Raw genomic sequence first — 14,571 nt, 5'->3', positions numbered from 1 at the left:
TACAAACAGTTTGCATATATCAGGGTATCATTTTGATTAGGCGATATTCTTTATTATTATCATCTGTAAACCTGCTTGCCAGCTTATTATTTCCCCAGCTGGTCAGTGCAAGCGGTTTACAAGTTACGCCTGTAACATTAACGTTTAGTCCACAGCAAAATTCAGCAGGAATATGGCTAAGTAATAATGGGCAAGAGACTATTCAGGCTCAAGTAAGAACATTTCTTTGGAGTCAGAATAATTTTAAGGACGAATTAGCACCAACAAAAGACATTATTATCAGTCCCCCCATGATAAAGCTGGCACCAAATGAGCAACAATTAGTCAGAGTCATTCGCAATAACCTAGCTTCTGGAAAGACGGAAAGATCGTACCGGCTATCAATCAATGAAATCCCAATCTCTTCCGTAAAAAATAACAAATTACAGTTTGTTCTCCATTATTCATTACCTATTTTTGTACAACCTATAAATATGCCTCCTGCTACCGTTTTATTAGAATGGCAGCTATCTTCTAGCACCAACAACCTGATTTCACTTCAAAATAAGGGCAATACACATGCCCAAATTTCAGCTGTTAACATCGTTGATTGTAAAGGGAAGCGAACAAATATTAACCAAGGCCTATTAGGGTATGCACTAGCTAATTCCTCAATGCAGTGGAAAATAGGTTCGATAGAAATTTGTTCCGGAAAAAACAATAAATTAGAAGCTACAATTAATGGTGAACAAAAAATTTACGCCCTCTAACTCACCCTCTCACTATTTAGTAGACTTTGCCCTGCTATCTATTATTTTTTACACTTTATCCGCTCTGGCTGAACCTCGCTTATATCCAACATCGTCTGAAAATATGATCACTGACACCACACCCTTACCGGGTATAGAGCTGTATCTTGACGTGACAATCAATCAATCCCATTTTGGTATTGCTCGTTTTGGTTATAAAGATGAAAAAGTTTGGGTAAGCGCAGCAACTTTGAAACAATTACACTTTAAAGTTCCCTCGAACAATGAAAATCTCATTTGTTTAAATGATATTACCGAAATAAATTATCATTATAATTCGAACCAGCAAACGCTCTCTATTGATGCGCCACTCTCTTTGCTGGATCTTCAAGATACTACCATTAACTTAATCCCATCAGACAAAGTACAAACTAATTCATCTACTGGTGCACTCCTCAATTACGATTTATACGCAACAAAAAATATTACGACTTCACTCCGTAGCTTTTCAGAATTTCGCCTGTTTAACCAATATGGGCTTTTGAGTTCAACTCAGCAAACACAACATAACTTAGACCATGATACGTTTAACCAATCTCCTACACGGCTAGATACTCTTTGGCGCACTGCTTTTTCTGATCACAATCTTGTTGCTAATGTAGGAGATACACAAACTCGAGCACTCAGTTGGTCAAGATCGACTCGAATCGCAGGCATCCAGATCGGTACGGACTACTCTTTACAACCTTATATTCCGACTGCCCCCTTGGCTGCTTTTTATGGTTCAGCAACACTCCCTTCAAATGTAGAGCTCTATATTGATGGCATTAAACGTTATAGCGGTGAAGTTCCGATAGGCAACTTTACATTAAATAGTTTGCCCAATGTAAATGGTCAAGGAGACGCTCAAATTATTTTAACTGACTCTTTAGGGAGAGAATCCGTTCAAAATATTTCCTTTTATAATGACCAATCTTTACTCCGTGAGTACTTGTTTGATTGGTCAGCAGAGTTAGGTGTAGTACGAGAAAATTATGCGATAAAATCTTTTGATTACGCCAATAAACCTATTGCCAGCACAACATTACGATATGGCGTCAATAATCATCTCACCGCGAGTGCTCATTCTGAATTTATGGAAGATTTAGTGAATCTCGGTGTAGAAAGTCATTGGATCCCGCAAATAGGAGGAGGAACGGTCTCATCAGCCATTGCTTTTAGCTCAAATGCAGATCATTTAGGATGGCTTTACTATGTAGGTTACCGCTGGGCAAATAATCGCTTCAACTTTGCCACTTCAATAATATCCACCTCAGCTCAATATCAAGATGTTGCAGCAAGCTATTCGTCTATGCCATTTGCCTTTAACGGTAACCTAATTGTTGGGTATAATTCTGAATATCTAGGCAGCCTTAATTTATCTTACTTTGCACTTCAATCCCATCATGATGATCCTATTCGTTATGTCGGCCTTAATTGGTATAGACCTATAAATGATAATTTATATCTGAGTGCGAGTGTCAATAAGCAACTTGATGATGATAAAGAAAGTATTCTTTATTTAACCGCTACAATGCTGCTAAATAATAATCAAAGTGTCAGCATTTCAAGCCAGCAAAGCTCCGGTAGTAAAAGTTATCAAATCAATACTAATCGGACGGCTCCCGCTGAAGGCGGTCTAGGATGGAATATCACGGCAAGTAAGCAGGATAATGCAAATAACAACCAAGTTGATCTCAATTATATAACGAATAAAGTCAACGTCAGTGCCGGTTTTAATAATATAAACTCTAACCATTCACGTTATCTAGGAGCAAGTGGAACATTAGCGATAATGAATGACCATATTTTTGCGTCGAAGCCTATCACGAATAGTTTCGCTGTTATTTCCGCTAATGGTTTAAGCAATATCCCTATCCGATTAGAGAATAGTACTGTTGGGGTGACCAATGATGATGGCTTGCTATTAATTCCTTCTCTTAATAGTTACCAAAAGAATATCGTAGCTCTCGATTCCACTAATTTACCTGCCAATATTCAAGTTAAACAAACAAGTATTGAGGTTGTACCTGAATATCGCGCCGGAACCTTAGTTAAATTTGACGTCATCAAAACTCACCCCGCTCTGGTAACTATTACTGATCCAAATGGCGAAATCTTACCCCAAGGCAGTCAAATTCAATTAAATGGCCAAACAAATAATCCAATTACAGTAGGCTTCGATGGAATGGCCTATTTCGAAATGCTCAATGACACTAATCAACTGTTAATTACCTACCCTAAAGGGCAGTGCTATCTGAAATTAATCTATCCAAAAACTAAAGATTTGATCCCACAAATCGGCCCATTGCGCTGTAGTCATTAATCGAATCGATTGTATATAAAAATTTTTATCTAAAACCGCGTTTAATGAAAGAGTCAATACTATGTCAACTTATCGTACAGGTTACCGTCAAATTGTTTACACTTTAGTTAGCGTTATATTGCTCGGCTCGCCCTATGATAGTACGGCTTTAACTTGCTCTATTAGCAATGTTAGCACCTTAAATTTTGGTACAATCATGCCGCTCACCAATAATACCGCAACAACATCTCTTACATTTAATTATAGTTGTACCAAAGGAATAACAGATGTATTAGCTGGAGCAACACTTTGTTTAAATATAGGCGCTTCCAGTATTTCAGGCCAAGTCATATCTAGACAAATGTCAGCCTTAGGATTAGGCAGCCCTTTAAGCTATCAGATATATCAAAATGCCAGTAATAGTCTCGTTTGGGGAAGCCAACATGTCTCAGGTAGCACCCCCGTTATGATTAGTATCAGCTTATCTCAAGTGCTAACGCCCATAACAGGTTCAGTCACTTTGTATGGCCAATTATCAGTCAATCAATCTAGTATCATACCTGGAAGCTATTTAGATACTTATACAACATTAACTGCCAGCAGCACCATCAATCTAGGCGTTTTTAGTACACCAACTACCTGTGGAGCGGTTATTGGGCCTACTTTTCCTTTTACTGTAATGGCCACCGTAGATAAACAGTGTACTGTCTCCAGCAATGGCGATATTAATTTAGGTAGCCTAAAAAGTTCGGCTACCAATATAAATGGCAATAGTGCTATTTCGGTGACATGCACGAATACGACACCTTTTACTATCGGATTATCCCCTTCAAACAATAATTTACAAGGTGCAGGAGTGTTAAAAAGCACAACATCAACAGACCAAATTCCTTATCAACTCAGTTCTAATCCAAGTGGTTCTGTGTGGGGAAATGACTTACTCAATGTGATTACAGATACTGGTACTGGGATCGCAAAGTCTTATACTGTATATGTCACTGTCCCTTCAGCCAATTTCACACCGGGTAGCTATAAAGATACCGTCACGGTTAATGTAACCTATTAGTATTGATAACAGCTCAGGTTTAAGTAAGATCATCCAGATGGTACTTTTAAACTCTCTATTGGAAAAATTATGTTTAACTATTTGGCTACTGTCGAGTTCGATGAAGAAACTGATTGCTATGAGATTTCATTTGTAGATTTCCCTGATATCGAAGGTACGGCTTATTGTGAAGAAGATATTGAGCTTGAAGCGACAGAAACCTTAATGGCAGGGCTTACTGATTTTATTTCATCCAAAAAATCGATCCCTTTACCTTCTCAGTCAGCTGAACATGAAACATTATCCGTTCATTTACCTATACTCTGTTGTTTGAAAATTGCATTACATAATGCCATTATCCAAACTAATACACGTAAAGCCGATCTAGCGCGCAAATTGAATTTAAATTCACAACAAATTGATAGATTACTTGATATCGAACATGCCTCTAAAGTTGATGCTCTAGAGCAAGCCCTTTATTTATTAGGTTATGACATTAACCTCACCGTTAACCAACGTTGCAATTAACCTCAGTAAGATCGCCTCTTACGTTAACTGATAGTCACACTTTTTTGTGAACTAATTTTTAATAGGAGGCCCCCTATTTATCCATCCTGCTATATTTACACTCTTAATTTAAAAATAAGAAATAGCAGGTAAATTTAGCTATACACAGTAAAATCGCTTTAATGATAAGGGGCAAATGAATTCATAAAATTAAAATAATAGCTCAAATGGCGTACATTAATCTAATGTTTATAAATAAAGATTGATTATTGACGTCTATAAGAGTTCCCATGCTTTTTCAAAAGTTGCTGTATCATAAGGCTGTAGGCCATTTTCATGCTGAATAATCGCTTTGGCTAAATTAATAGCAATAGCCTTATTATTAAGATCAATCCTTTCTGTCGGCGATACCCCTAATGTATCAGCAACACTTTGAATATAGGCTATGGTATTATTTTCATTGTTTGGCGCCCATCGACCAATAATTTGCGATACTGTTGTTAATCCATATTGACGTCGGTATGTTTGAAGTAGCAATATTAATGCGCGGATCCCATATTCCACCGTTTCAAATCGACAAAACCGAGGCTCAATACTAGGATCGTAGATTAATTGCCCCTTCCAATGATTATTTTTATTATAATCAATATTACCGGGGTTATTATTACGGATCCCTCGCGGTTGTTTACTTTTCATCGTCTATTTTCCTTCTTAGTTTTTTTTCAATCAGCTTGACGAATTCAGCACCTGACCATCCCGCAATACCCGCAACGCCTCCAGCATATTCCGTAGACCATTGATAATAAATTGCTGCAAGGTATACAAATGCTCCTGCAAAAATGGAAACAAGGATCTGAGAAATAAGCATCCAAAAACTAAATTTTTCACCATTAATCATTTTATAAGCATAGCTTGCTATCGAACCAAGCAAGATCATGACTAATATTAATATCTCTCTTGCCCAGTAATAGTTGAAAGGATCTTTGAAAGCCATTTTCCGTTCCCTCCCCTAATCTTGAATTTATAGTACTTATAGGTGGTTGATCGTAAAATGTCGGTTCTATTAAAGTGAATATATTGAGTAGGTAACCACTCAATTCCCCTCTAATGTGTTAAGTTTAAATCTTTACTAAGGTGCTGTAATGAAATTGTAAAGCAGCAAAAATGAAAAAAATGCCACATAGCATTTTGCAAAAATCACATTCAAACGACATACCATCTCTATATTATGGCGATGCTCATATTTGTACTGTCTTTTCAGTATGTTGTAACAATAGTTCTCTTGGCTGATGACTCAAATATGATTAGAATGCGCGCCCTAATTGGTGGTGACTCTCCTTTTAGATCATGCATTATTTGTGTTTCAACTCTTCCTTTACCCCAGTTAATCACTGGGGCTTTTTTATTCTAAAAAATAAATTGGATAAATAGCGTATACATAGTGAAATGCTATTTATCTCACCACATTTTTTTCATAACATGCATTTCTTTTAAAACAAAGCAATTAACTTGCATAAGAGCGACTAAAACGATCACTAAAATGCAAAATAGACTAAAGGTAAAAGTAAGTCATAAGAAATAGAAATCATTATTAAAAATTTAAGCTTTATGTAGTAGAAGCCTTACACTTATTAAGTAACCTTTTACAATAAATAAGTCGTTTAGTTTATATTCACTATTACTAGTCAACCACACTAAATAGTTCACTTAGCCTCAAATCCATAACACTTCTCATTTTGACATCACATTCATTTCGCATTTATTGCGTTAAAAACCCCAAGACAAATAGCATTATAACCAATTGTTTTATAAGCACATAGAATCACAAAAAGAATTATATATTGAGATTAATGCATTTACACCTAATAAATATTAAAAATATTTATCTAATAACCCCCATCAATAAGCACCTAAAGAGTTAAAATCAATTATCTTATAAAACAACAGGTTAAAAAATAATTTTTCTAGGATTTTTCTGGAACGTTTTTTAGCTCTATGTACATAGATTTTTTCTAATATTTTCGATAGTTAAGCATTTTTAACGCAAATGATGAATAAAATTTACAGGATTTCATCCTGTTCAAAAGTCAATTTAAAACAAATTAAAGTGATAAATATCGATATTTCAATGTTTTTACGCTGAGTCACTTATCCTACCGAGATAGGATTATTCCTAGTTATTTACAACCCATTACCTCACCTATATTATCCGCACTAACCGAAATTAGCATACGCATTGGCTGATTTTTTGGATATTAATCAATGATTATATCGCTATTAATAACACTGACATTTGTCACTTAACTAAAGGAATGAGTATGCCAACTCCATGTTATATCTCTATTGAAGGCAAAACCCAAGGCAACATCACTGCTGGTGCATTTACCCCTGAATCTGTGGGTAACATCTATGTACAAGGTCATGAAGACCAAATGTTAGTTCAAGAGTTTTCTCACGTTGTGACAGTACCTACTGATCCACAATCAGGTCAGCCTTCAGGTCAACGTGCACATAAGCCATTCCGCTTTACAGTTGCACTCAATAAAGCTGTTCCACTGCTATACAACGCATTGGCTTCTGGTGAAATGCTGCCAAAAGTAGAACTGAAATGGTACCGCACTTCAGTGGAAGGTAAACAAGAGCACTTCTTTACCACCACACTGACTGATGCCACTATCGTTAACATCGATTGCCAAATGCCACACTGCCAAGATCCAGCTAAAGCGGATTTCACGCAGCTGATCGAAGTTTCACTGGCTTATCGTAAAATTGATTGGGAACACACCAGTGCAGGCACATCAGGTGCTGACGACTGGCGCGCACCACTCGAAGCGTAATCTTGCCTTAACGAGCCTTTCGGGGCTCGTTTTTGTTAGATCCCCTTGAATTCTAAATCCCCCGTTCACTTGGAACTACACCATGTTCGCAAAAGATCCTAAAAACCCTGCATTTGACCCTATGGCTGGTTTTCAAGATGAAGCTTTTAACCAAGCCAAAAATCTAGCGATGTCTAACATGTCATCCTCCCCACGCCAAGCGATTGCAGCAGCACAAACCGCTATGTCAATCGCTTCTAGTTTAGAATCTTACAGTGAAATGGCCGATGTGGCCCAATCTGCTCTGCTCAGTGCATTAGGGCTAAACCCTGAGCCAAGTGGATTGGTATTCACCTGTGAAATTGGTGGAATACTGCCAGGCACCTTACAGGTAACAGACTTTTCTTTAACTGAAGGATTATCTTCCCTTTTTAGTTTAAGTATCAACGCGGTTAGCTTACTGCCAACACTCGATTTTCAGGCAAGTTTAGGCCAAGTCTCATCATTGACGGTTAAACGTGACGGTAAAATTGTCCGCACAGTAAAAGGTATTCTTGCAGGTGCTGTTCAGGGAAATACTGATGGCGTAAAAACGTGGTACCACTTTGATATACGCCCTGAAATGTGGATCATGACCCTCAATCAAGATAGTCGCATTTTTCAAGACCAAAACGTCCCTACCATTTTAAAAACTTTGTTAGATGAAGCGCATGTTAAATCTGACTGCACATTTTATCGTGAAGCACTGCATCCGGTTCGAGCCTATACAACTCAGAAACGTGAATCTGCGTATGATTTTTGGTGTCGTTTAGCCTTTGAAGAAGGGATTAATTTTTGGTTTGAAGAAGACCAAATGTTCTATAGTGATGAACATATGGGTATGACCGCAGGAATTCATTTAACCTATAACCCACAAGCAGACACAGATATTACCGATAGCACAGTGTCTACATGGCAATATGGCGAATATTTGTGTGTTGATGAAACCATTCAAAAAGATAATAACTATGTTCGCCCTTCTTACCCTCTTAGTCATCAAGCCAAATTAGAGCATGGTGGCCAACACAGTGTATTTGAAAGTTATGGTCGCTTTCAATTCGATGACGAAGGTGAACCACTGACCAAGATACGTTTTGAACAACTACGCAGTGGGAGCCGGCAAGGTAGTGCCACCACAAACTGTTTTGCCTTACGACCGGGTAAAATTTTCTCTTTAAAAAACCACCCCCATGAGCCCATGAACGATCGCTGGCAAGTGATTACAGTAACGCATCATGGAGTGCAACCACTCGCCGACAATGGCGGTGGCGAAGGCACGCAATTCAGTAATAGCGTTTCCTTTATTCCTGACCGTACCGAATGGCGTCCACCACATCGCTACAAACCGACAGCGGATGGTGACGAATTAGCGACAGTTGTCGGCCCTCCGGGCGAAGAAATCTATGTGAATGAATATGGTGCAGTAAAAGTGCATTTTCATTGGGATCGTTATGGTAAACCTGATCATGGCGCTTCTTGCTGGGTACGCGTTGCCATGGGTTGGAGTGGTAATGGTTATGGTTTTTCAGCGGTGCCACGCATAAATTCGATTGTGCAGGTGTCTTATCTCAATGGGGATATTGATAGGCCAATCATCACTGGATGTACTTACGATGGGCGCAATGCGACCCCCATAAAGTTTCCAGCAAATAAAACCCGCACCACGTTTCGCACCAAAACCCATAAAGGTGAAGGATTTAACGAACTGCGTTTTGAGGATGAAAACGGCAAGCAAGAAGTGTTTATTCATGCCCAAAAGGATATGAATACCAAGGTATTACATGATCGCACCACCCATGTTCTACATGACCATACTGAATTGGTTGATAATAACCAAGCAATGCATGTTAAAGGTAATCGGACTGAAAATATTGATCAAAATAATACCGAAACGGTTGGGCAAAAGAAAACGATCAATGTTGGTGATCAGCTATCAATTAATGTGGGAAGTGTCATTGAACTGCGCTGCGGGGCCAGCGTATTGCGCATGGACAGTGCAGGCCGTGTGACCATCAATGGTGTGAAGTTTAATTTTGAAGCATCAGAGCATGTGCAAATCACAGGTAAAGATGTGGATATTAACTAGGGGGCAGAAATGGAATTTCGCAATCTAACACCATTTTCAGTATTGAATTATAAAATGCTCAATGTCGATGACATTGAGCACCATGTTATTGCGATGAAAGTGGGTTATAAATTGATACCAACCGGCAATAATAATGAATATACACCACATGTATTAACTGACTTAAAGCTAGAATTTCAAGATCAGTTTGTCAATCAGCCCAATAGCTCATCCGTGCGTCTTGAAAGTGACTTAGCTCCATTTAAACCGCGTTGTGATGTCATTATTAACGGTATGGCTTATGCACCTGACGATATACCGACTGACTCGATAGTAGCATCCATTCTGATGACCAATCGAGATAATCGCGTATTAATTGAGAAGTCCTTACGTTGTTTTGGGGAACGTCAATTTGTCTTCAATGAAGATTCAAACACATGGCAACTCCCCCCCCCTAAACCGATCCGACAGTTGCCGATTGATTATCGTTATGCATTTGGTGGTGAATGCAAAATTTATCAAGATGAGAAACTTGCAGAGCCTATACCTGATGAGGCTTTATTTCCTGAAGCCTTACGTAGTGAGCATCCTGAAAAAGATTTAGCACCTATCGCACACAGTACCTATGAATATAATCCGTTAGGGCTAGGTTTCATCACACCTTGGTATCAACAATCCAAAAACATGACCTCGCTACCGGCACCACAAATTGAATCTTTAACCCATCCGATTACGGCTGAATGGATGACATCACAGCTCAACAATAAACGGCTCTCTGAACCTGCCGTAGGCTTCGGCGCGGTTGGTCGTGCATGGTTACCTCGACGTTTATTAGCTGGGACGTATGATGATATGTGGCTAGATCAGCGCCATCCTTATCTTCCTCATGATTTTGATTTTAGTTATTGGAATTGCGCTCCTACAGACCAACAAATTGATTATCCAGCAACGGATTTTTCGCTCACCCTCAAAAACTTAACACCAACGGGTGAACTTAAAACAACATTACCGGGACATCGCCCTTTTGTTTTATTACGTATGCAAAATGGTCTTTTTATCCCCCTACACCTTAATTTAGATACTCTATTGATTGATACCGAAAAACTACAGTTATCGTTAACCTACCGTTTAATATTTGAGGCTGATTTACCGATACGGGTGTGTGAAGCACGCTTTGAAATGGATCCTAATGCACCGCTCGTCCGTTTTGCCGAACCTCAGGAGGAATTGAACCATGGCTGATAATTATTTAGCTCGCCAGCAAGGCGAGTGGTTGGTCATAAGCTTAACGCCTGATGTTTGTAAAACACCAATGGGATCATCAACACCTCCTATCCCTTATCCGGTTATCGCGAAATTAGAAACTGCGGCCGCTGTGGTGCCATCGGTTAAAGCCAATGGTCATCCAGTAGTAGTGTTCGATCAAAGTTACATTCCCACCACATTAGGTGATGAACCGGGTGTCGCCAATGGCGTGAAAAGTGGCACGGTGGGTGGAAAATGCTATCCCTTGGAGCATTCAAAAAGTGTGCGGATCGGAAAAAAACCGATACTGCGTCATGACGATAAATTTTGGATGAATGGGAAATAGGGAAACGCCATGTCAAGTAACCAAGCTAAACACGATTCTATGGCTGTCATTAGCCCAAGCCCCGCAGCTACACCACTTCCTCCCTTCGAACAAGTCAAAGATAAGGTGGTGAACTGGGAGCTCTACAGTGACGCAGTATATGACCCCACTGGGGAACCCGTATTTTACATGCAATTTTTCGATAATAGCGATGAAACTATTGCGACAGGAGTTTATTTACCCGAAGAATATGAGGCTTTTCGTCAACAAAACCCGCAACTGAATTTACCTGAACTTAATGAGGATGAAAAAGGCGATCCTGATAGTGGACTTATAAGCAGCCGAGAACAAGAAACCGCAAAAAGTTCCCCTATTTCGGCAAACGGCAATACGCAAGGTGCAATCACACACCAAGCGAAGCCGTCTTCTGCGTCCATTGAAAATGCAAATACCGTAGTTAAAACTGAAAATCCCGCAGAAAAAAAGATAGTTGAACGCCACTCACTTTCTTTATTCTCCAAAAAAGAAGCGGCAGCAATATCCGAATGGGTAAACGAGCAAGCACAAGAGGTTCTTAACGATGTAAACCAAATGCGTGGCCAAGTTAATGCGGCCATAGACTCTCCAATTGAAGGTGCGAGTGGTGTAATAAAAGGTTTTTGGAATATTGTTCCTGATGTCATTGATTTAGGATATTTACTAGCACAAGGGATTGAGATAGGTGGAAGTAAAGCTCTTGCACCTGTTTTAGGGCTATTTAGTGACGAACTTGAAAATGACCTAAATGAGCATGCCGAGCTCGTTAAAGGACAATTAGGTTATTCAATTGCTGATCCAATAAGATTTAACCTGAGTGAAGCTGAGCAAGGTGGTAGCTTGATTGCATCAATGACACCAGTCGGAATGATAAAAGGTGCAAGTCGAAAAATAGTTAAAGAAGTCACTGAGAGTTCAGCTAAACAAGCAGCTAAAAAAAATGCCGTCAGTAATACTATCAAAAATGAGCCTCAATCTCCCAGTAACATGGTCAAACCTGCCGATAAACCCAATTCTGAAGCGGTAACTATACAAAATACTCAGCCGTCTCCTGGTGGTACGGTAAAATCTGTCGATAAGCCCAATCCTGACACAGTAAAAACACCAGATACTCCTCCTGCAAAAATTAAAGATGAATCGCCCGATACTAAAAAAACCGACAAGGGTGAAAATAATCCAAACTCAACTAAAAACACCTGTGGTGATCCCGTTGATATTGTCAAAGGCGATTTAATCCAAGCTTGGCCTGTCATTAATATCCCCGGCCTACTGCCTATTGAGCTGACTCGAACCTATTATTCAACTCAATCTCCTCGTGGCATCTTTGGGTTAAAATGGGCCGATAACTGGTCAATGTCGCTGCAAATCCATGATGAAACCATCGACTTTCAAGATCCAGAAGGAAGCATATACACCTTTACCGCCTCAAGTGATGAAGTGCGTTCACGTAACTTACGCGCTCCCCACTATTTGCTATTAGGTCATAAGCAATCAACATTACAAATACAAGATAATCGCCAACAACGTATCTACCATTTTGAACTATCCCCCACATCCCATCGGCGCTTAACCAAAATCACTAACTTACAAGGGGTTGCATTACGGTTTCATTATAATGATGAACAGCAGCTCGATTACCTGCTACGTGATGACGGTTTTTTGATTCGATTGCATTATCAACATCATCAATTAACCCATATCGATTATGAGCATGCTCAGCAGAGCCAACGGCTGGTCAGTTGCCAATACGATCATCATGGCTACTTGAGTGAATGTGACGCATTTCAACAAAACCATCTCTGGCACACCTATACCGCACAAGGGTGGATGACTTCATGGCGCGATACCGATCAAACCGCCCTCAGTATTGATTATGATAACCAAGGCCGCGTCATACAAACTCACTCTGACAGTGGCTATTGGTGCGACCGTTTCTTCTATGATGATACGTTGCTCATTAACACCTATGTCGACGGAGAAGGCGGACATTTTCGCTATTATTATAATGAAGACCAACTCATTGTACGTACTCTTGACCCTTTAGGCCGAGAAACCCGTACCCAGTGGCGTGATTTTCAAAAAATCAGTGAAACCAATGATATGGGTGAAACCACACATTACACCTATCACCCTGATGGTTTGATTGCGCAAATTTACCTGCCCGATAATCGGAAAGTCGGTTATGAGTACAATGAGAATGGGCAACTCACACGCTATATCGCGCCCACCGGTGATGTTTGGCAACTGGATTATGATGTTCGAGGCAATCTAGCCACGGTCACTACACCGCAAGGTTTGGTGCAGACCTACGAATACAGCCAACACGGTGAACTGCTAAAATCCATTGCTCCGAACGGCGCACAATGGCAATACCAATACAATGCCACACATCAACTGATTAAAAGCACCAATCCCTATCAACAGAGTACGGAATATCAGTTTGATGAACTCGGGCGCTTACAAGCCTATACCGATGCTCTTAAACACACCACGCAATACCGTTATGACCCAAATCATGCAGGGGTCAATGGCAGCGTTAGCAACATCTTGCTTCCTGATGGTGTACAACAACAGATCGAATACGACAGCGAACGCCGTGTGGTGGCGGTCACTGACGGTGAAGCACGCACTACCCGTTATCGTTACGGCCCCTTTGACCTGTTAACGTCCATGATACGCCCCGATGGCACCGCAATCCATTTTGAATATGACGCATTAACACGCCTCAAAAAAGTCATCAATGCATTGGGCGAGACCTACACCTATGAGCGCGATGCCGCAGGGCAAATCATTCGAGAAACCGATTTTGCTGGACGCGTACTCGAATATCGTTATGACCGTTTAGGCCGTCGCATTGCCACACGTTACCCTGATAAACATGAACTGCGTTGGCGCTATGCCCCTTCCGGTGTGGTGATTGAACAAAGTGAGTGGCTTGATGATGGTCTCAATCCTCAATGTTTATCCACGACCACCTATGAATACGATACCCATTTACGACTGATTAAAGCCACTAACCCCGATTCCGTCGTCGAGTTCGAGTACGATGTCCACGGTCAATTAACTTGCGAGCGCATTAATGGCCGTGAAGTACACCATCAATGGGATGAAGCCACACAGGCCCTCACCCAAACACGCTTTGGTGAACGAGAACTCCATTACGCCTTTGGGCAACTGGGGGAGCTGACCCAACTTCAGGTCAATCAACATCGACCGTTAGAGTTCAGTTATAACGCCGTCGGTCAAGAATACCTGCGTCGCAGTGACGTCGGCTTTGTCAACTCCAGCCACTACAATGTCACTGATCATGTAAAACTGATCCACTAACGATCATAGAAAACTGAGCCACTTGGTATTATCCGTACATTTTTGTACGGGGAATTTATGATTACCAAGGAGATATTTGTGGATATTCATGTTC

11 protein-coding genes are annotated in these 14,571 nt (G+C 40.2%); 9 read left to right on the top strand and 2 right to left on the bottom strand.

The window, feature by feature from the left end:
• Positions 1 to 32 precede the first annotated feature (32 nt).
• From SC428_RS02870 to SC428_RS02855, 4 genes are all read left to right on the top strand, one after another.
• The gene (locus SC428_RS02870) at positions 33 to 749 is read left to right on the top strand and encodes a molecular chaperone (RefSeq protein WP_233445751.1); all 717 of its coding nucleotides are present in this window, start codon (positions 33 to 35) and stop codon (positions 747 to 749) included.
• On the top strand, positions 721 to 3,093 hold the full coding sequence (locus SC428_RS02865; RefSeq protein ID WP_318705797.1) for a fimbria/pilus outer membrane usher protein: 2,373 nt from the start codon (positions 721 to 723) through the stop codon (positions 3,091 to 3,093). Before SC428_RS02870 ends, SC428_RS02865 begins: the two co-directional genes overlap by 29 nt.
• Before the next feature lie 61 nt (positions 3,094 to 3,154).
• Positions 3,155 to 4,138 (top strand): spore coat protein U domain-containing protein, encoded by a 984-nt coding sequence (locus SC428_RS02860; protein WP_140181587.1) that lies wholly within the window; start codon positions 3,155 to 3,157, stop codon positions 4,136 to 4,138.
• Positions 4,139 to 4,207: 69 nt separating this feature from the next.
• Positions 4,208 to 4,645 (top strand): hypothetical protein, encoded by a 438-nt coding sequence (locus SC428_RS02855; protein WP_318705796.1) that lies wholly within the window; start codon positions 4,208 to 4,210, stop codon positions 4,643 to 4,645.
• 255 nt (positions 4,646 to 4,900) lie between these two features.
• Here SC428_RS02855 and SC428_RS02850 read toward each other — a convergent pair whose 3' ends face one another.
• On the bottom strand, positions 4,901 to 5,320 hold the full coding sequence (locus tag SC428_RS02850) for a structural protein (protein ID WP_070926008.1): 420 nt from the start codon (positions 5,318 to 5,320) through the stop codon (positions 4,901 to 4,903).
• Positions 5,310 to 5,618 carry a phage holin family protein gene (locus SC428_RS02845; RefSeq protein ID WP_070926006.1) on the bottom strand — a complete coding sequence of 103 codons (309 nt, stop codon included), beginning with the start codon at positions 5,616 to 5,618 and terminating at the stop codon, positions 5,310 to 5,312. The genes SC428_RS02850 and SC428_RS02845 overlap by 11 nt, the downstream gene beginning before the upstream one ends.
• 1,324 nt (positions 5,619 to 6,942) lie before the next feature.
• On the opposite strand from SC428_RS02845, the gene SC428_RS02840 reads away from it, so the two are divergent.
• The 5 genes from SC428_RS02840 to SC428_RS02820 all read left to right on the top strand — a co-directional run bounded on the left by SC428_RS02840 (position 6,943) and on the right by SC428_RS02820 (position 14,477).
• A complete protein-coding gene (locus SC428_RS02840; protein ID WP_070926003.1) occupies positions 6,943 to 7,461 on the top strand; it encodes an Hcp family type VI secretion system effector in 519 nt (172 codons plus the stop codon).
• Between the two features lie 82 nt (positions 7,462 to 7,543).
• A complete protein-coding gene (locus SC428_RS02835) occupies positions 7,544 to 9,565 on the top strand; it encodes a type VI secretion system Vgr family protein (RefSeq protein WP_318705795.1) in 2,022 nt (673 codons plus the stop codon).
• A gap of 9 nt (positions 9,566 to 9,574) precedes the next feature.
• The gene (locus SC428_RS02830) at positions 9,575 to 10,786 is read left to right on the top strand and encodes a DUF2169 domain-containing protein (protein WP_318705794.1); all 1,212 of its coding nucleotides are present in this window, start codon (positions 9,575 to 9,577) and stop codon (positions 10,784 to 10,786) included.
• Positions 10,779 to 11,135, top strand: coding sequence for a DUF4150 domain-containing protein (locus tag SC428_RS02825; protein ID WP_140181577.1), 357 nt, complete (start codon positions 10,779 to 10,781; stop codon positions 11,133 to 11,135). Before SC428_RS02830 ends, SC428_RS02825 begins: the two co-directional genes overlap by 8 nt.
• A 9-nt stretch (positions 11,136 to 11,144) precedes the next feature.
• The gene (locus SC428_RS02820) at positions 11,145 to 14,477 is read left to right on the top strand and encodes a DUF6531 domain-containing protein (protein WP_318705793.1); all 3,333 of its coding nucleotides are present in this window, start codon (positions 11,145 to 11,147) and stop codon (positions 14,475 to 14,477) included.
• The last annotated feature ends 94 nt before the right edge of the window (positions 14,478 to 14,571 follow it).

It is taken from the genome of Providencia sp. 2023EL-00965, from assembly GCF_033550225.1.
Classification (GTDB): Bacteria; Pseudomonadota; Gammaproteobacteria; order Enterobacterales; family Enterobacteriaceae; genus Providencia; species Providencia manganoxydans.
Note: the sequence above shows the minus strand (reverse complement) of the source record. Positions and strands in the feature narration are given on the sequence as shown.